General features: G+C 49.6%; 14 protein-coding genes. 8 read left to right on the plus strand and 6 right to left on the minus strand.

Annotated elements, in window-relative coordinates; translation table 11 throughout:
* The first annotated feature begins 77 nt into the window (after window positions 1-77).
* Window positions 78-1,355: a serine hydroxymethyltransferase gene (gene glyA, locus VFS25_RS17585; protein ID WP_326463477.1), complete on the plus strand. Its 1,278-nt coding sequence runs from the start codon at window positions 78-80 to the stop codon at window positions 1,353-1,355.
* Between the two features lie 251 nt (window positions 1,356-1,606).
* Here the strand turns inward: glyA and VFS25_RS17590 are convergent, their stop codons facing one another.
* The 4 genes from VFS25_RS17590 to secA form a co-directional block, all read right to left on the minus strand.
* Window positions 1,607-2,797, minus strand: coding sequence for a M20 family metallopeptidase (locus VFS25_RS17590; protein ID WP_326463478.1), 1,191 nt, complete (start codon window positions 2,795-2,797; stop codon window positions 1,607-1,609).
* Window positions 2,781-3,221 carry an SPOR domain-containing protein gene (locus VFS25_RS17595; RefSeq protein ID WP_326463479.1) on the minus strand — a complete coding sequence of 147 codons (441 nt, stop codon included), beginning with the start codon at window positions 3,219-3,221 and terminating at the stop codon, window positions 2,781-2,783. The genes VFS25_RS17590 and VFS25_RS17595 overlap by 17 nt, the downstream gene beginning before the upstream one ends.
* Window positions 3,222-3,355: 134 nt before the next feature.
* Complete coding sequence (gene deoC, locus VFS25_RS17600) at window positions 3,356-4,012, minus strand: deoxyribose-phosphate aldolase (protein WP_326463480.1); 657 nt, start codon at window positions 4,010-4,012, stop codon at window positions 3,356-3,358.
* Between the two features lie 148 nt (window positions 4,013-4,160).
* On the minus strand, window positions 4,161-7,490 hold the full coding sequence (gene secA / locus VFS25_RS17605) for a preprotein translocase subunit SecA (RefSeq protein WP_349256395.1): 3,330 nt from the start codon (window positions 7,488-7,490) through the stop codon (window positions 4,161-4,163).
* 386 nt (window positions 7,491-7,876) lie between these two features.
* On the opposite strand from secA, the gene VFS25_RS17610 reads away from it, so the two are divergent.
* From VFS25_RS17610 to VFS25_RS17640, 7 genes are all read left to right on the plus strand, one after another.
* Window positions 7,877-9,157, plus strand: coding sequence for an MFS transporter (locus tag VFS25_RS17610; RefSeq protein WP_326463482.1), 1,281 nt, complete (start codon window positions 7,877-7,879; stop codon window positions 9,155-9,157).
* 9 nt (window positions 9,158-9,166) lie between these two features.
* Window positions 9,167-10,333, plus strand: a complete 1,167-nt coding sequence (locus VFS25_RS17615) for a Gfo/Idh/MocA family oxidoreductase (protein ID WP_326463483.1) — start codon at window positions 9,167-9,169, stop codon at window positions 10,331-10,333.
* Window positions 10,334-10,481: 148 nt separating this feature from the next.
* The gene (locus VFS25_RS17620) at window positions 10,482-11,534 is read left to right on the plus strand and encodes a sugar phosphate isomerase/epimerase (RefSeq protein ID WP_326463484.1); all 1,053 of its coding nucleotides are present in this window, start codon (window positions 10,482-10,484) and stop codon (window positions 11,532-11,534) included.
* Between the two features lie 185 nt (window positions 11,535-11,719).
* Complete coding sequence (locus VFS25_RS17625; RefSeq protein WP_326463485.1) at window positions 11,720-12,139, plus strand: c-type cytochrome; 420 nt, start codon at window positions 11,720-11,722, stop codon at window positions 12,137-12,139.
* A gap of 262 nt (window positions 12,140-12,401) precedes the next feature.
* A complete protein-coding gene (locus tag VFS25_RS17630; RefSeq protein WP_326463486.1) occupies window positions 12,402-13,121 on the plus strand; it encodes a DUF1080 domain-containing protein in 720 nt (239 codons plus the stop codon).
* 193 nt (window positions 13,122-13,314) lie between these two features.
* Window positions 13,315-14,061 (plus strand): ThuA domain-containing protein, encoded by a 747-nt coding sequence (locus VFS25_RS17635; protein WP_326463487.1) that lies wholly within the window; start codon window positions 13,315-13,317, stop codon window positions 14,059-14,061.
* A gap of 7 nt (window positions 14,062-14,068) precedes the next feature.
* Window positions 14,069-17,494 carry a ThuA domain-containing protein gene (locus VFS25_RS17640; RefSeq protein ID WP_326463488.1) on the plus strand — a complete coding sequence of 1,142 codons (3,426 nt, stop codon included), beginning with the start codon at window positions 14,069-14,071 and terminating at the stop codon, window positions 17,492-17,494.
* Window positions 17,495-17,554: 60 nt separating this feature from the next.
* Here the strand turns inward: VFS25_RS17640 and VFS25_RS17645 are convergent, their stop codons facing one another.
* Together VFS25_RS17645 and VFS25_RS17650 are read right to left on the minus strand one after the other, a co-directional pair.
* Window positions 17,555-18,232 carry a nucleotidyl transferase AbiEii/AbiGii toxin family protein gene (locus VFS25_RS17645; RefSeq protein WP_326463489.1) on the minus strand — a complete coding sequence of 226 codons (678 nt, stop codon included), beginning with the start codon at window positions 18,230-18,232 and terminating at the stop codon, window positions 17,555-17,557.
* Window positions 18,229-18,741: a hypothetical protein gene (locus VFS25_RS17650; RefSeq protein WP_326463490.1), complete on the minus strand. Its 513-nt coding sequence runs from the start codon at window positions 18,739-18,741 to the stop codon at window positions 18,229-18,231. Before VFS25_RS17650 ends, VFS25_RS17645 begins: the two co-directional genes overlap by 4 nt.
* Window positions 18,742-18,773: the final 32 nt, after the last annotated feature.

The following is an 18,773-nucleotide window of genomic DNA, read 5'->3' on the forward strand; positions in this document are numbered from 1 at the left end:
GCCCCAGGGGCGTGAAGATAGTGAAAATTGCATTTCATTCCCCTTTCCACTATTTTTGCAGCAAATTTTTACGCTTTATGCAAAGGGACACCCAGATATTTAATATCATCGGCCAGGAACTCGAACGTCAGCGCCACGGCATTGAACTGATCGCTTCTGAAAACTTTACCAGCTTGCAGGTAATGCAGGCCATGGGTACAGTATTAACCAATAAATATGCAGAGGGATATCCCGGCCGCAGGTATTATGGTGGTTGCGAAATAGTGGACCAGAGCGAGCAGCTGGCTATAGACCGCGCCAAACAGATATTTGGGGTAGCATATGCCAATGTGCAGCCGCACTCCGGCGCACAGGCCAATGCCGCGGTAATGATGGCTATTCTGCAGCCCGGCGATAAAATACTGGGTCTTGACCTGAGCATGGGCGGCCACCTTACGCACGGTTCTGCCGTAAACTATTCCGGCAAGCTGTACCAGCCCTTCTTTTACGGGGTAAACCGGGAAACCGGCCTGGTGGAATATGATAAAATGGAAGAGATTGCGCTGAAAGAAAAGCCGAAGCTGATTATCTGCGGCGCCAGCGCTTACAGCCGCGATTGGGATTATAAACGCATCCGCGCTATTGCCGATCAGGTAGGCGCTTTTGTAATGGCAGATATTGCCCACCCCGCGGGCCTTATTGCCAAAGGCTTGCTGAACTCACCTTTCAGCCACTGCCACTTTGTAACTACTACCACCCATAAAACACTGCGCGGTCCCCGCGGCGGTATGATCCTGCTGGGCAAGGATTTTGAAAATCCTTTTGGCCTGAAAACGCCGAAAGGAGAAATCCGCATGATGAGCTCCCTGCTGGACACCGCCGTATTTCCCGGCATACAGGGCGGCCCGCTGGAACATGTGATTGCTGCAAAGGCAGTATCTTTCTTTGAAATACTCACGGATGAATATGGTGCTTATGCCCGCCAGGTACTGAAGAATGCACAGGCCATGGGTAAAGCATTTACCGATAAAGGCTACCAGATTATTTCCGGCGGTACTGACAACCACCTGCTGCTGATAGACCTGCGCAACAAGAATATTTCCGGTAAAAAGGCAGAGCAAACGCTGGTAAAGGCAGATATTACCGTTAACAAGAACATGGTGCCTTTTGATGATAAATCCGCCTTTGTAACATCCGGTATTCGCATAGGGGTGCCTGCTGTTACCACCCGGGGCATGAAAGAAGAACACATGCCCCAGGTAGTGCAGTGGATAGATGAGCTGCTGATGGATGCCGATAACGATGCTTTGATCACAAAGATCCGCAAAGAGGTGAACGGCTTTATGGGGCAATTCCCGCTATACCCCGAACTGTAGGGCAATTACGAATTGAGAGCAATGGTGTTTTGATGGCAATGTATGTCTGAAATATCAGTGCGCAACCGGTCACCCGTAATTTTTGAACAATAGCATATAAGAAAAAGCCTCAATCATTAACTGCAATGATTGAGGCTTTTTCTTTTTAAATTATATTAATCAACTATTAGTTTTACACCAGGTCAGGAAAACCCACTCATATTTTCATGTACCACTTGCCACTCATTACACAACGCCCAATTCGTAATTAACTAATTCGTAATCGGCTCTAGTGTAGCTGCCATATACGCCATTGCTCCCATGCCTATTTCAATAGCCCTTTCGTCAATGTCAAAAGTAGGCGTGTGCACGCCCGAAGTAATGCCCCGGGCCTTGTTGCCGGTGCCAAGGCGGAAAAAGCAGGCTGGTATTACCTGTGAATAGAAAGCAAAGTCTTCAGCTCCCATACGTACTTCGGTATCTACCACCTGTTCGGCGCCCAGGTAAGCTTTGGCAAGCGAGCGGGCCTGGGTGGTGAGCGCTTCGTTATTGAACAGGGTAGGATAGCCTACTAATATTTCAATGTCAATATCGGCACCCATGCCTTGCGCCAGCGCTGTAGCCTGCTTTTTGATCAGCTCATGGGCTTTAAAGCGCCAGGTTTCGTCCATAGCGCGGAAAGTACCCATCAGCTTTACCTCACTGGGAATTACATTGGTGGTATGGCCGCCGTTAAAGGCGCAAATAGAAAGTACAGAAGGGGAAAAAGGATCGTTGTTGCGGCTGATGATCTGCTGCAGGCTTACTACCAGGTGGGAGGCTACTAAAATAGTATCTACCGTAAGGTGCGGCGCAGCTGCATGCCCGCCTTTGCCTTTAATAGTAATGTAAATTTCATCCGCGCTGGCCATGTATTTGCCGCTGCGGAAACCCAGCAGGCCGGTTTCCATGGCGGGCTGCACATGCAGGCCTAAAATGGCCTGGGGGCGCGGGTTTTCCAGCGCGCCTTCTTTGATCATAAGGCTGGCCCCGCCGGGATGTTTTTCTTCCCCGGGCTGGAACAGCACTTTTACGGTGCCTTCAAATTCATCTTTTACCTGCTGCAGTATGCGGGTAGCGCCCAGTATGCAGGTGGTGTGCACATCATGCCCGCAGGCATGCATAATGCCTTCGTGCTTTGATTTATAAGGTACATTGTTGGCTTCTACAATCGGCAGGGCATCAATATCCGCGCGGATGGCCACGGTACGTTTAGATGGGTTTTTGCCCTCTACCAGCGCTATTACGCCGGTACCGGCCACATTGGCCTGGTAGCGTACGCCAAATTCATCCAGCTTTTGCTGTATGAACCGGGAAGTGGCATGTTCCTGGAAAGAAAGTTCAGGATGGGAGTGAATGTGGTGCCGGATATCTATAAATGCAGGAGCATATTCCCTGGCCAGTGACTTAATACGTGTCTTCATTCAGTAATTCTTTATCCGGAGATACATTGATGATGGCAGGCACTACGAACACGCCGTTAGGAAACAGGTTTGACAGTTTTTCCCGCAGCTCGGTGGCTTCTTCCCGGGTTTTAAAATCGCCTACGCGTACTTTAAAATAGGGGGCCTGAAAATCAAGGTAGGTGCGGTAATCGGGATAGGCCTGCATTACGCGGGCTTTAGCTTCATTGGCAGCGGTGCGGCGGTTGGTAGTGATCACCTGTACACGAAAACCGGGCTGGTTGCGGATGGCCAGGGTGTTGATGTAGATCTGCTTTTTGATAAGCATATCAATGCGGCTGTCTTTAACCACTCTTACATTCCCCATGTTGGCTGCCAGGGTGCTGTCCTGTGCAAAGGCCATACTCCCCGCTAGTACCAGAGCTGCTGTAATCAGATATTTCATATATAATTAATAATGAAGAATTAAGAATTAATAATAGCGGCGGCAATGCTTCTCATCTCATTCATCTGTTTGCTCCTTTGCATTCCCATCATCTGCATATTTACAACATTCCTATCATTCCATTCATCTGCACGTCATGCCCTGCTTTCCTTCATGATCGCTACGCTGGCGCTGCATCCCAGCCGGGCTGCACCAGCAGCTATCAGCTCCTGCGCAAAAGCAAAGGTACGAATACCGCCCGATGCTTTTATTTGTATGTTAGCCGGCAAATGCTGCCGCATTAGCTGTACTGCTGCCACACTGGCTCCTTTTTCCGCATACCCGGTAGAGGTTTTCACAAAATCCACCGCGTATTTGGTGTATAAGGCACAGCATTGCACAATCTCATCTTCCAATAATATGCCACTTTCAATAATCACTTTAATCACCTTCTTTTTGCTGCGGATAATGGGCAGTACTGTGGATATTTCTTTTTCCAGGTACGCCCAGTCGCCGTTGCGGATGGCAATCAGGTTGGCCACCATATCCAGCTCATCTGCCTCATCTACAATGGCAAGTACGGTTTCCGCTACCTTGGCTTCAATGGCTGAATATCCAAATGGAAACCCAATAACCGTAGCTACTTTCACATCCGTGCCGCCGGTAAAAGCTTTTGCCATTTTCACAAAGGGCGGCGGCACGCACACAGCGGCAAAATTATACTCCACCGCTTCCATGCACAGGTTTTTAATATCCTCTTTGGTAGTAACAGGCTTTAGGATGGTGTGATCTATATATTTATTCAGTGTCATTAATTACGAATTATCAATTACGAATGAGGAAGCAGGAGATTGTTTTCATGGGACAATGGATCAATTATAAATAAAAAAATTACGAATTACGAATTTAACAGATTTCTCCATTCATTCGTAATTCGTAATTGATAATTCGTAATTGATTTTACGCTTCTTTCCCGTGGCACTGCTTGTACTTCTTGCCGCTGCCGCAGGGGCAGGGATCGTTGCGGCCTACCTTGGGGCCTATACGAACCGGTTCCTGGCGTACAGGCTCCGCATTGGTTGCATACTCTTGTTCAGCAGTAGCAGTATGGGCCGGCCCGTGGCCGTTGCCTTCAAACTCCTGGTGAGAGGCGCGCATGCGGCTCATATCAGTTTTCTGTTCATGCCCTTCACGTATCTGCTCGCGGGGATGGTCTTCCCGTACAGGAATACCGCCTTTGCACAGGAACGAAACAATATCGCGGCTGGTTTCACTATCCATTTGTTTGAACAGGTTAAATGCCTCCAGCTTATATACCAGCAGCGGGTCTTTCTGCTCATACACAGCGCCCTGTACAGATTGTTTCAGGTCGTCCATGGCGCGCAGGTGCTCTTTCCACGCATCATCTATCAGCGCCAGGGTAATGCTGCGTTCCAGCGCATTCAGTGTTTCCTGGCCCTGGGTTTCCACTACCTTTTGCAGGTTGGCCAGCACATTAATGCCTTTTTTACCGTCGGTGAACGGTATGGAAATGTTCTCTATATGATGGCCTTGCTCCTTGTAGATCTGCGCAATCACCGGCAGCGTTTTGGCGGCTATTTCCTGCTTTTTACGGTCGTAATGTTCTTTGGCCTGGTGGTACAGTTTGGTGGTCAGCAGGGCCACATCTGTTCTCAGCAGGTCTTCTGCTGTAATATCCGTATCTACGGAAAAGTTCATGATCACGTCCAGCAAAAAGGCCTCATGATCGCCGGTTTCCTTGTGGGTGGCAATAATATTTTCCGCTACATCATAAAAAGCATTGTCAATATCAATAGCCAGGCGCTCGCCAAACAGGGCGTGGTTACGTTTAGCGTATATTACGGTACGCTGCTTATTCATTACGTCGTCATACTCCAGCAGGCGTTTACGGATGCCGAAGTTGTTTTCTTCCACCTTTTTCTGCGCGCGTTCAATGGAGCGGGTGATCATGCTGTGCTGTATCACTTCGCCTTCTTTATAGCCCATACGGTCCATCAGGCCGGCAATACGGTCAGAACCGAACATACGCATCAGGTCATCTTCCAGCGATACAAAAAACTGGGAGGTACCGGGGTCGCCCTGGCGGCCGGCACGGCCGCGCAGCTGGCGGTCTACACGGCGGCTTTCGTGCCTTTCCGTACCAATAATGGCCAAACCGCCGGCTTCTTTCACACCGGGGCCCAGCTTAATATCCGTACCACGGCCGGCCATGTTGGTGGCAATGGTTACGGCGCCCGACAAACCGGCTTCGGCCACTATCTGGGCCTCACGCGCGTGCTGTTTGGCGTTCAGTACGTTATGCTGTATTTTTTCAAAGGTGAGCATTTTACCCAGCAGCTCAGATACTTCAACGGAGGTGGTACCTACCAGCACCGGGCGGCCTTGTGCCTGCAGCTTCTTGATCTCGTCTATTACGGCGCGGTATTTATCGCGTTTGGTCTTGTACACCAGGTCTTCCGCGTCAATACGGGTAACCGGCACATTGGTGGGGATGGTTACTACATCCAGCTTGTATATTTCCCAGAACTCGCCCGCTTCTGTAACCGCCGTACCGGTCATACCGGCCAGCTTGTGGTACATACGGAAGTAGTTCTGCAGGGTAATGGTGGCAAAGGTTTGGGTAGCGGCTTCCACTTTCACGCTTTCCTTGGCTTCAATGGCCTGGTGTAAACCGTCGGAGTAGCGGCGGCCTTCCAGTATACGGCCGGTTTGCTCGTCCACGATTTTTACCTTACCGTCCATCACCACGTATTCCACGTCTTTCTCAAACAGGGTGTATGCTTTCAGCAGTTGCTGCACGGAGTGTATGCGCTCTGATTTCTGCGCAAAATCCTGCAGCAGCGCATCTTTACGCTGCAGCTTTTCTTCTGCCGGAATGTCGAGCTTTTCTATTTCTGCAATTTCAGAACCTACATCCGGCATTATAAAGAAATTGGCGTCTTCGCCGGACTGTGTGATCAGGGCAATGCCTTTATCGGTAAGATCTACGCTGTTGTTCTTTTCATCTATATGAAAATACAGCTCTTCATCTACTTTCGGCATTTCGCGCTGCTGATCGGCCAGGTAATAGTTTTCCGCTTTTTGCAGCAGTACCTTGATACCGGGCTCGCTCAGGAATTTAATGAGGGCATTGTTCTTGGGCAGCCCGCGCCAGGCGCGCATAAGCGCCAAACCGCCTGTTTTGGGATCGTCCTTGCCTTCTGCTATTAAGCGCTTGGCGTCGTTCAGCGACTGGGTGGTTACTTTTCTTTGTGCTTCCACCAGGCGTTGTATGCGGGGCTTCAGCACATGAAATTCCTGCTCGTCACCGCGGGGAATGGGGCCGGAAATAATCAGGGGGGTACGGGCGTCGTCTACCAGCACGCTATCCACCTCATCCACCATGGCAAAGTGGTGCTTGCGCTGCACCATTTCCTCGGGGCTGTGCACCATGTTATCACGGAGGTAGTCAAAACCAAATTCGTTGTTGGTGCCATAGGTAATATCTGCGTAGTAAGCATCGCGGCGTTCCGCGCTATTGGGCTGGTGTTTGTCAATACAATCCACTGTAATGCCCAGGAATTCAAAGAGGGGGCCGTTCCACTCGGAGTCACGGCGGGCCAGGTAATCGTTCACCGTTACAATGTGCACGCCTTCGCCTGCCAGTGCATTCAGGTAAGCGGGCAGGGTAGACACCAGTGTTTTACCTTCACCGGTAGCCATTTCCGCAATTTTACCCTGGTGCAGCACCATACCGCCTATCAGCTGTACATCGTAGTGTACCATGTTCCAGGTTATTTCACTGCCGGCGGCATTCCAGGAGTTCTTCCACGTCACTTTGTCACCGTCAATGGTCAGGTAATTCCTGGTAACTGCCAGCTGCCGGTCCAGGTCAGTGGCAGTAGCCGTAAGGGTGCTGTTCTGTGAAAGGCGGCGGGCGGTTTCCTTTACCACGGCAAAAGCTTCGGGCAGCAGCTCATCCAGCACTACCTCAATCTGCTTGTCGCGGTCTTTTTTCAGCTTATCTATTTCCTGGTAAATACTGTCTTTGGTAGAAACATCCGCTTCCTGGTCTGCAGCTTCCTGTTTAGCGGCAATGGCGTCATCTATATTGGCCAGGTGTTCTTTGATCCGTTGGCGGAAAACCTGGGTTTTATTACGAAGCTCATCCAAAGGCAGGGATTGCAGTTTTTCAAACGCCTCATTGATCTGTTTCACACGCGGCAGCATAGCCTTTACATCTCTTTCAGACTTATGTCCGCCGAAAATTTTTGTCAAAAAACCTAACATGAGTATAAATTATTGAATGCAATAATGGTCAACGCAAATAGTATGCTTATAAAAATATGAATGACAAGCTGTCAGCAACACTTATTTTTACAAGGACTGTAAAATTAGGAATAATTTACTGATAGGGCAGTATTAATTAGCAGGTAACTGTAAAGTAATCATTCAGGGCCGGGCCGTTTGTCGTTTTTAGCTGTACATGAAGGATGCAGCCTGGCAGTGAATTTTTTACAGCCTTTGGCGGCAGCGGGTTTCCATCCATCCAATAAAAACAAAATAATCAGCCTTGGGAGTGAAAAATATGCAATAAGTTTTTATAAATTTAAACGTTTTAAAGGTCTATAATAAGTAATAACACATCTAAAACTAAACTAAAATTCACACGTACTATGGAAAAAGGGATACAGCCGAATAAACTGTTTGTGGCCAGCTGCCTAGCCTTGTTGGTCACTTCGCTCTCTTTCGGCATCCGTGCCGGTATTCTTGGAAGGCTGGGGATAGAGTTTCACCTGAATGTAAAAGAGCTTAGTATTATTACCAGCACAGCCTTCTGGGGCTTTCCGCTGGCGGTGGTAATAGGCGGGTTTATTGTGGATGTTATCGGGATGAAACGATTGCTGCTGGCCGCCTTTCTGCTGCACCTGCTGGGCATATTGCTTACCGTGTTTGCCAGCGGCTTCTGGTCGCTGTTCTTTTCCACCCTGTTCATAGGCATGGCCAACGGTACGGTGGAAGCAGCCTGTAATCCGCTGGTGGCCACTATTTTCCCCACCAATAAAACCACCAAGTTAAACCACTTCCACCTCTGGTTCCCGGGGGGGATAGTAGTAGGCACGCTGCTGGTGTTCCTGTTTAACCGCATTGGCCTTAGCTGGCAGGTACAGGTAGCTACCATGATCATACCTACATTGCTGTATGGTTACTTATTTATGAAGCTCGATTTCCCGGTAACAGAAAGGGTAGCCTCCGGCGTATCTACAGCCGAAATGTACAAGGCGGTAGTGAGCCCGCTGTTTATTGTAATGTTCATACTGATGTTTGGTACTGCTATTACCGAGCTGTTTACCGGCCAGTGGATTGAGGTGCTGCTGAAGAACGTAACAGAAAATGCCATCCTGATATTAGCCTTAACCGCCGGGGTGCAAACGCTGGGCAGGGGACTGGCAGAGCCGGTGGTGCACCGCCTGCATCCTACCAGGGTGCTGCTCATATCCGCCATCCTGTCGGCAATAGGCTTGTACATGCTGGCCACGGTAAGCGGCAACATGATATTCGTGGGCGCCTTTATTTTTGGTATGGGCGTTACTTATTTCTGGCCTACCATGCTGGGCTTTGTATCTGAAAATATCCCGGAATCCGGTGCGTTGGGTATGAACCTGATGGGCGGCGCCGGTATGTTTGCCGTATCATTATATATGCTTTTCATGGGCGGGTTTTATGATAGCATTATTGCCACCCAGCTGCCCGCCGGCGCATCTATAGATGCTTACCGCTCTGCCGCTGCAGGCACCACAGAGGCTGCCGCATTTGTACAGGCGCAGGCAGTAGCCGGTCCTGAAATACTAAAAGTAACCTTAGTCATCCCTATAGTCCTGATAGTAGCCTTTACCGGGCTTTTCTTTTACATGAAAGGAAGAAGAAAACAACAATTACAAACTATTAAAGCGTAATTAAAGTATATGAACCGTAAGCTAAGAATGGGAATGATCGGAGGCGGCAAGGATGCCTTCATCGGAGCAATCCACCGTTTAGCCGCCAATATGGACGGCCTTATTGAGCTCAAAGCCGGTGCGCTGAGTGTGCACCCGGAGATAGCCGTAGAGTCGGGAAAAATGCTGTTCCTCGACCCCGAGCGTATTTACACCGATTTTAAAACCATGCTGGAAAAGGAAGCGGCCCGGCCTGCCGGCGAGCGGCTGGATTTTGTAACTATTGTTACGCCCAACTTTGCCCACTTTGAGCCCGCCATGATGGCGCTGGACAAAGGTTTTAACGTGGTAATAGAAAAGCCCATCACCTTTACCCTGGACGAAGCCAAACAGCTGAAGGCCAAGGTAGAGCAAACCGGCCTTACCCTGCTGCTTACCCACACCTACACCGGCTATCCCCTGGTAAAACAGGCCCGCCAGATGGTAAAGGAAGGCGCATTCGGCAAGATCCGTAAAGTATGGGTAGAATACCCCCAGGGCTGGTTAAGCAGGATGTCTGAGAAAGAAGGCAACGCGCAGGCCGCCTGGAGAACCGATCCCAAACGTTCCGGCAAAAGCGGCTGTATGGGCGATATTGGCACCCATGCCGCTAACCTGGCAGAATATATCACCGGCGCAAAAATAGAAAAGCTGTGCGCCGATTTAAACATACTGGTGCCGGGCCGCGCCCTGGACGACGACGGCGGCGTGCTGCTGCGGTTTGATAACGGCGCAGCCGGCGTGCTGCAGGCTTCACAGGTAGCAGCCGGTGAAGAAAACGCATTACGCATACGCGTATACGGCGAAAAAGGCGGCCTGGAATGGGCGCAGCATGAGCCTAACACCCTGCTGGTAAAATGGCTGGACCAGCCCACACAGATATACCGCGCCGGCGCCGGCTATGGCAGCTACCAAAGCAGCTATGCCATTCATAACACCCGCACCCCCGGCGGCCACCCCGAAGGTTACCTGGAGGCATTTGCCAACCTGTACCGCAACTTTGCCCTTACATTAACGGCTAAGCTGGATGGCACACAGCCTTCGCCCGAAGCCCTGGATTTCCCCGGTGTTGAGGATGGCGTGCGCGGCATGGCGTTTATTGACAATGTGGTGAAATCGTCCCAGAGCGAGCAGAAGTGGACGAAATTTGAGATCTGATGAAATCTAAAATGTAAAATGCTAAGTGTAAAATGTAAAAGTATGGGAGCGCGGAGGCAGTTTATGCCAACGTTGGCTTTCGCATACAACTTTTACATTCAGCATTTTACATTTGATATTTTACATTTTCACGGAAACATAGATACACATGAAAACAATCAAAGGTCCCGGAATATTCCTGGCGCAGTTTGCAGGCGATGCAGCGCCTTTCAATAACCTGAAAAGTATTTGTGAATGGGCTGGCGGCCTGGGTTTTAAAGGCGTGCAGATACCTACCTGGGTAAGCAGCTTTATTGACCTGCAAAAGGCGGCTGAAAGCAAAACCTATGCAGATGAAATAAAAGGTATTGTAAACGGCGCCGGCCTGGAAATAACAGAGCTGAGCACCCACCTGCAGGGCCAGCTGGTAGCTGTGCACCCGGCGTATAACGAGCTGTTTGATGGTTTTGCACCCGGGCAGTACCGGGGCAACCCGGCTGCGCGTACACAATGGGCGGTGCAGCAGCTGAAATATGCCGCCAAAGCCAGTCAAAACCTGGGCCTTACCGCCCACGCCACTTTTAGCGGCGCTCTGCTGTGGCATACCGTATACCCCTGGCCGCAGCGTCCCGCCGGCCTGGTAGAAACCGGGTTTAAGGAGCTGGCTAACCGCTGGCTGCCCATCCTGAACGAGTTTGATGCCAACGGCGTAGATGTATGCTACGAAATACACCCGGGTGAAGACCTGCACGATGGCGTTACCTACGAGCGCTTCCTGGAAGCTACCGGCAACCACGCCCGCGCATGCCTCCTGTACGATCCCAGTCATTTTGTATTACAATGTTTGGATTATCTGGAGTATATTGACATCTACCACGAGCGCATCCGCATGTTCCATGTAAAGGACGCTGAGTTCAATCCAACCGGCCGTTCCGGCGTGTATGGCGGTTACCAGGCCTGGATAGACCGCCCCGGCAGGTTCCGCTCGCTGGGCGACGGACAGGTGGATTTTAAAGCAGTTTTCAGTAAATTAACGCAGTACGGATTTAATGGCTGGGCAGTAATGGAATGGGAATGTTGTATGAAACACCCCGAAGACGGCGCCCGTGAAGGAGCGCCCTTCATTAAGGACCACATCATAAGAGTTACAGAAAAAGCCTTTGACGATTTTGCCGGCACCGGTGCCAATGAAGCGCTGAACAGGAAAATACTGGGACTGTAAAAGCAGTGGCTATTGGCCGTTATCTATTGGCCGGTGTATAAAATTGCAAACGTGTGAATGGCAGATGGCTGCTGAATGCCGGCAGCTAAAGAAAAAAGGACGCAATCACTAAAAGCTGACAGCTAATGCCTAACAGCATAGACATAAACGATCAACATTTAACAACTAAACTTCGAGAATCAAACATGAGAAAGCGTTTTTTGGCGCCGTTTGTACTGAGTGCCTTATTCTTTGCAGCCTGCGGTGGCGGCCAGCAAAATAACAGTGAGCAGGCTAACAGCAGCGCAACGGCTGGCCAGGAAGGGGCGGCAGTGGACAGTTCAATGGTATCACCCGGTGCTAACGCGCCCGTACCAAAGGGCCAGGCCTTAATTGATGAACAGGATTGCAAAACCTGTCATAAGGAAGATGTGAAGCTGGTAGGTCCGGCTTATAAAGACATTGCCAAGAAATATGAAAGCAATGACAAGAACATTGAAACCCTGGCTGATAAAGTGATCAGCGGTGGCTCCGGCAACTGGGGCGATGTAGCCATGGTGCCTCACCCCACTTTAAAGAAAGAAGATGCCAGGGAAATGGTGAAATACATTCTTTCATTGAAATAAAATAACAATGGAAAGGCGGCTCCCAAGGCTGCCTTTCCGCTGTTAACGCTGCACTGCCTGTTGCGCAGGAACAGCTCACCCAGTAAATGTTGAATATCCGGAAACCATGCGGCCACCAGGCAGGCGGTACGCACAGGAAAGGAATTGCCGCTACGCGGGAGCACATGGAGCGTTTGTTCCATTCCGTTCATAAAAAACAATAGGCAAAAGCAATTATTCTTATCTACATTACAGACTGCTAAAATTCTAAAAGTACTCGGTTATGAAATTTTCTTTCAAAAGCTTGCTCCTGGCCGGCACCCTCATTACCACAACAGCCATGGCGCAACAGGTAAATAAGTTATCAGGCACAGAAAAAAAAGAAGGCTGGAAGCTGCTGTTTGATGGTAAAACCACCAAAGGCTGGCATACCTACCTGCAAAAAGACGCCAGCCCCGCCTGGAAGGTGGAAGACGGCGCCCTGATGCTGGACCCTGAGGCCAAAAAAGGCGGCGCACCCGGCGGCGACCTGGTAACCAACGGCGAATATGAGAACTTTGAGCTTACCCTCCAGTGGAAAATATCCGAAGGCGGCAACAGCGGCATCATATTTATGGTGCATGAAGATCCTGAGTATAAACAAACCTACCTCACCGGCCCTGAAATGCAGGTGCTGGATGATGCCCGCCACCCGGACGGAAAGATTGTGAAACACAACTCCGGCGACCTGTACGACCTGAAGAAATCTGCAGAAAAAGCTGTAAAGCCGGTAGGGGAGTGGAACACGGTAAAGATCCGCAAAAACCACAACCAGCTTACCTTTTGGCTTAACAACGTAGAAACCGTAAACGTAATGATAGGCTCCAACGAATGGAAAGAGCTGGTGGCCAACAGCAAGTTCAAAACCTGGCCGGGATTTGCCAAATTCACAAAAGGGCACATTTCCCTGCAGGACCACGGCCACCAGGTATGGTACAGAGATATTAAGATCCACGTTCTTTAATCAATTACGAATTGGCAATTACGAATTGCAGGAAGTGCGCGTTATAGCGAAACGTATAATACTTAATGCAAAGCGCTTAACATTTCAATGCATTTAGTATTGAGCGTTCAGCGTTCAGTCTTTAGCGTTCGGTACCTCCATCCGCTGCATTCCAATTCGTAATTGACAATTCGTAATTAACTATTACGCGCATATGAAAACTAAACACCTCTCCCTCCTGGCCATGCTGTTAGCAGTGGCACTCTGCATCCAGGCAAAGCCCAAACCCAGGCTGCTGGTATTTTCCAAGACAATGGGCTTCCGGCATGATTGTATACCCGTAGGCAAGCTGGCCGTAATGAAGCTGGGCAGCGAGCATGGTTTTGCGGTAGATACTACCGAAGACGCCAGCGTATTTACACCGGATAACCTGAAAAAATATTCGGCCATCCTGTTCCTGTGCACCACCGGCGATGTGCTGAACGATGAGCAGCAGGCGGCCATGGAAGGCTATATTCACAACGGCGGCGGCTTTATGGGCATCCATGCCGCCACAGATACGGAGTACGGCTGGCCATGGTATAACAAGCTGGTAGGCGCGTGGTTCCTCAGCCATCCCAAACAGCAGGAAGCTACCCTGCTGGTGGTTGACCGGAACAATGCCGCTACCAAACACCTGCCGGAAAAATGGGTGCGCAAAGACGAGTGGTATAACTTTAAGAACATTAATCCTGATACGCATGTGCTGATCAAGATAGATGAAAGCTCTTATGAAGGCGGCAAAAACGGCGACAACCACCCCATGTGCTGGTACCATGATTTTGAAGGCGGCCGCGCTTTCTATACCGAAATGGGGCATACCAAAGAGTCCTATGCAGATCCGCTGTATTTACAACACATATTAGGTGGCCTGGAATATGCAATGGGCAACGGTCACGCAAAAAAAAGCATTAAGCATTAACTGAAAAATGAGATATATACTTGCTATCGCGGTTATGTTGAGCCTGGGCGTTCTCATAACCGCATGCCACAAAACCCGCCCCGGAAAACCCAAAGTACTGGTGTTTTCCAAAACCACGGGTTTCCGGCATTCCGCTATACCCGCCGGCATTAAAGCCATTCAAAAGCTGGGCGAAGAAAACGGCTTTGAGGTAGACACCACTGAAAATGCAAACCGGTTCTGCGAAGACAGCCTGCAACAATACGCTGCAGTAATTTTCCTGAACACCACCGGCGATGTGCTGAACCACTACCAGGAAGCAGATTTTGAAAGATACATACAGGCCGGCGGCGGCTTTGTAGGTGTACACGCTGCTACCGATACAGAGTACGACTGGGGCTGGTACGGCCAGCTGGTAGGCGCCTACTTCAACAACCACCCGCCGGGCGTGCACAAAGCCACGCTAACGGTAAAGGATAAAACCTTCCAGGCTACCAAAGACCTGCCGGAACAATGGGAGCACACCGATGAATGGTACAACTTTAAAAAAGTAGATAAATCCATTCACGTGCTCATTACGGTAGATGAAAAAACCTACCAGGGCGGCACCATGGGAGAGCAGCATCCTATTAGCTGGTACCATGATTTCGACGGCGGCCGCGCCTTTTACACAGAGCTGGGCCATACCGAAGAAAGCTATACCGAGCCCAATTACCTGAAGCACCTGCTGGGCGGCATCAAATACGCTATTGGCCGTAACCAGTATATGGATTACAATAAAGCCACCACCCTGCGCGTACCGGAAGAGGACCGCTTTACCAAAACCGTGCTGGTATCCGGTCAGTTCTTTGAACCAACGGAAATGGCTATACTGCCCGACCTGAGCATACTGGTAGTACAGCGCCGCGGTGAGATCATGTATTACGATCAGGCCACCAAAAAGCTTTCAGAAGCAGGCAAGCTGCGTGTGTACTATAAAACAGATGTGCCGAATGTAAATGCCGAAGAAGGCCTGTTGGGCATTACCGCCGATCCGGATTTTAAGAACAACCACTACGTTTACCTGTATTATTCCCCTGCAGATACTTCTGTAAACCGGCTGTCGCGCTTTAAGTTCGAGAACAATAAGCTCGATACCGCATCGGAAAAAATTATCCTGCAGCTGTATTCACAACGCAACATCTGCTGCCATACCGGCGGCTCGCTTACGTTTGATGCAAACGGGCTGTTGTATCTCTCAACAGGAGATAACAGCACGCCTTTTGACGAACCGGGCCAGAAATATGTGAGCAAAGGCTATGCGCCGCTGGACGACCGTCCCGGCCATGAGCAGTACGACGACCGCCGCACAGGCGCCAACAGTAACGACCTGCGGGGTAAGATACTGCGCATAAAAGTGAACCAGGATGGCAGCTACTCCATACCCGAAGGCAACCTGTTTAAACCCGGTACGCCCAAAACAAGGCCGGAGATATACGTAATGGGTACACGTAATCCTTACCGTATATCTGTTGATAAAAAAACCGGTTACCTGTACTGGGGCGAAGTAGGCCCGGATGCTAATAACGATGATCCTGCACGCGGCCCCCGCGGCTACGATGAGGTAAACCAGGCCAAAAAAGCCGGCAACTTCGGTTATCCTTTGTTCGTAGGTAATAACTACCCGTATCGTTTGTATAATTATGAAACCGGCGAAAGCGGGCCTCCTTTTGATCCTGCCCACCCGGTAAATACTTCGCGCAACAACACTGGTATAAAAGACCTGCCGCCCGCGCAGCCGGCCTTTATATGGTACCCGTATGCCAAATCCCCGGATTTCCCGCAGGTAGGCAGCGGCGGCCGTAATGCCATGGCAGGGCCGGTGTATTACAGCGACCTCTATCCCAACCAGCAGGCCACCCGCTTCCCGGATTACTATAACGGCAAGCTGTTTATTTACGACTGGGTGCGCGGCTGGATCAAAGCCGTAACCATGAACCCGGACGGCAGCTACTCCAAAATGGAGCCCTTTATGGAACATACCAAGCTCAATGCCCCCATTGATATGGAAATGGGCCCGGATGGCCGTATGTACATACTGGAATATGGGAACGGATGGTTCAGCAAAAATGCAGACGCCGGCCTGGTACGTATAGACTATAACGGTGGTAACCGTCCGCCGAAAGCAGTGCTTACCGTAAACAAGCTTACAGGCGGCCTGCCCTTCACAGTAAAGCTCAGCGCCCGCAAATCCACCGATCCGGATGGCGACGCCCTCAAATACCTGTGGTATTTTGGCAATGGCAGCAAAAAGGAAACGCAGGAGCCGGAAGTTGAGTACACCTTTAACACTGCCGGCGAATACCCGGTAGCAGTAGAGGTAACAGACGATAAAGGCGCCAGCACCCGCAGCTATACCACTACTTTGTATGCAGGCAATGAAACACCGGATGTGAAAATAAACATCATCGGTAACAAGATGTTCTACTTCCCCGGCAAACAGGTGCATTACACTGTAACGGTGAACGACAAGGAAGACGGCAGCACTGAAAACGGCAAGCTGGATGTATCTAACATTTATGTAAAAGCCGATTATGTGGAAGGCCGCGATAAAGCCGCGCTGCCACAGGGACACCAGGTAATTACCGGCGCCATTGCCGGCAAGAACATTATGGAGTCCAGCGATTGTAAAACCTGCCATAAGGTAGATGAAAAATCCATCGGCCCATCCTTTAAGCAGGTAGCGGAGAAGTATAAGAACGATCCTGCTGCGCCGGACTACCTGGCCAATAAGATCATTAAAGGCGGCGCCGGTGTATGGGGCGAAACTGCTATGTCGGCGCACCCCACCATCACCAATAGTGAAGCGCACCAGATCGTGGAATGGGTAATGTCGCAGGCGGCAGATGCCAAAAAGCCGCAAAGCCTGCCGCTGAAAAGCTCCATTGATCCTACCATGGGCAACCCATTAAAAGATAACGGCGTGCTTTATCTCTCCGCCAGCTATACGGATAAAGGCGGCCCTGGTATTAAGCCCATTACCGGCATGGCCAGTGCAGAGCTGTATAATTCCAAACTGTCTGCCGGTGATTACGACAAGGCAGATGGCGTATCTACCTACAGCATGGATGGGAAGAAGTTTCTGCTGCCGGCCGCTAACACCACCGGCTGGGCTGCTTATAATAACCTTGACCTTACGGAAGTAAGCGGTATTGAAATCACTTACTTTGCACAACAGGCGCCGCAATATGGCTACACCATAGAAGTATTGCTGGACGGCCTGCAGGGCACTAAGCTGGGAGAGGTAACCGTAGGCCCCGGCATGAAAACAGCGCCCACGCCCAATACAGCGCTCATCAGCTTTGCACCTGTATCAGACGGTAAGCAGCATACGTTGTATTTCCGCCTTAAGGCAGCCGATGCGGCAGAAAAAACGCCTATTGGTATTGCCAGCTGGCAGCTGATATCCAAATAACTAGTTTTTAAGAATGGAATTGTAAAACAGGCCGCCTGGAAACAGGTGGCCTGTTTGTTTTTATTCAAAAGTGTGTTGTAATCCGCCAATAATGTAATTTACTCTTCGCTGTTCCACATAGTCAAGGTGAGCACTAATCCACTCATAGATATATTTATTTGACAGCAGTTCCTGAAATTGCTGGTTGAGATATGTTTTTAATAAGGGCGTGGCTGTTTTTATCTCATCCCAGATATTATCCCTGTTGTTCAGCACAAAAACAATATCTTCAAAGTCACTGCTCATTCTTCCATCATTGCCGCCCCTGTTCCTGAATGCTTCTAGCTTGGAGCCAATAAACCAGGCAGGTTGAAATATTCTGATCACATTGTTTCCAAGGCTAATTTGCATGGAATGTTTATATCCTTCAGAGTACCATTTATTTGTAAAACCCAATATGCTTTCATCAGTTGGCATTATGTCTACAATAATGCCATGAACCCGGTAACGGCAAATTATTCCCGATTCCACATCATTAGCAAAACCTTTCAAACGCAGCTTTTCTTCAATAGCAGCATAATTAGAATAATTCATTAACTCTATCAAAATATCTACATCTTCTGTGGGCCTGATTTCTTCAGCTGGACGGTCGGCATATAAAGAGACCGTAGCTCCGCCCACAAACACCACTTCATTCGCCAGTTCTTCCAGCGCTTGGTGCACTGCCTTTATCCGGGTAATGTTTTGTGTATGGCTCATATTAGAATTTCCTTTTTTAACATATCAAGGGCAAACTGGACTTCCCTAATCCGTCCTACCCGGATTATATCTATTGCAGCAAGCCATTTGTATAGCTGTTCATCTTTTTTTGCTGCCTCCGGTACTCCTTTATGTAATGGCGTAATGGAAAGCCCTCTTATCCATCCTTTTTCGTCTGGCCAGACATAGTTCAGTTCTGCTGCAAAATGAGCTTTGAAAAAAGTATGTGAGTGTGCAGTAGGCATTCCTGTTACCATTGTTCCCGGCAGTTGGGGGAACACATAATGCAGCCCATGTTCTATAAACTCCATTAAAGATTGGCGATAAACTCTTCGCCGGCTTTCATCTACCAATCCTGCAATATGACTTCTGCTTAAAGACTCAGATATTTCGGAAACACTAATAAATAAATCAGTTGCCAGGTCACGGTACTGCCAGTTTAACTCAATACTAAGTATTTTCAGGAGAATTACTATATCCTGTGGTCGCATGCCATTATGAGCTTTCATGCCTGTGAAGATAGTGTTTTTTGTTTGCAAAT

It is taken from the genome of Chitinophaga sp. (genome assembly GCF_035761305.1).
GTDB lineage: Bacteria > Bacteroidota > Bacteroidia > Chitinophagales > Chitinophagaceae > Chitinophaga.

What these genes read in the sequence shown, in the direction of transcription:
- glyA (WP_326463477.1), top strand. Translation starts at nt 78, where the DNA reads ATGCAAAGGGACACCCAGATATTTAATATCATCGGCCAGGAACTCGAA.
- VFS25_RS17610 (WP_326463482.1), top strand. Translation starts at nt 7,877, where the DNA reads ATGGAAAAAGGGATACAGCCGAATAAACTGTTTGTGGCCAGCTGCCTA.
- VFS25_RS17645 (WP_326463489.1), bottom strand. Translation starts at nt 18,232, where the DNA reads ATGAGCCATACACAAAACATTACCCGGATAAAGGCAGTGCACCAAGCG.
- deoC (WP_326463480.1), bottom strand. Translation starts at nt 4,012, where the DNA reads ATGACACTGAATAAATATATAGATCACACCATCCTAAAGCCTGTTACT.
- VFS25_RS17650 (WP_326463490.1), bottom strand. Translation starts at nt 18,741, where the DNA reads ATGAAAGCTCATAATGGCATGCGACCACAGGATATAGTAATTCTCCTG.
- VFS25_RS17615 (WP_326463483.1), top strand. Translation starts at nt 9,167, where the DNA reads ATGAACCGTAAGCTAAGAATGGGAATGATCGGAGGCGGCAAGGATGCC.
- VFS25_RS17595 (WP_326463479.1), bottom strand. Translation starts at nt 3,221, where the DNA reads ATGAAATATCTGATTACAGCAGCTCTGGTACTAGCGGGGAGTATGGCC.
- VFS25_RS17635 (WP_326463487.1), top strand. Translation starts at nt 13,315, where the DNA reads ATGAAAACTAAACACCTCTCCCTCCTGGCCATGCTGTTAGCAGTGGCA.
- VFS25_RS17620 (WP_326463484.1), top strand. Translation starts at nt 10,482, where the DNA reads ATGAAAACAATCAAAGGTCCCGGAATATTCCTGGCGCAGTTTGCAGGC.
- VFS25_RS17630 (WP_326463486.1), top strand. Translation starts at nt 12,402, where the DNA reads ATGAAATTTTCTTTCAAAAGCTTGCTCCTGGCCGGCACCCTCATTACC.
- secA (WP_349256395.1), bottom strand. Translation starts at nt 7,490, where the DNA reads ATGTTAGGTTTTTTGACAAAAATTTTCGGCGGACATAAGTCTGAAAGA.
- VFS25_RS17590 (WP_326463478.1), bottom strand. Translation starts at nt 2,797, where the DNA reads ATGAAGACACGTATTAAGTCACTGGCCAGGGAATATGCTCCTGCATTT.
- VFS25_RS17625 (WP_326463485.1), top strand. Translation starts at nt 11,720, where the DNA reads ATGAGAAAGCGTTTTTTGGCGCCGTTTGTACTGAGTGCCTTATTCTTT.
- VFS25_RS17640 (WP_326463488.1), top strand. Translation starts at nt 14,069, where the DNA reads ATGAGATATATACTTGCTATCGCGGTTATGTTGAGCCTGGGCGTTCTC.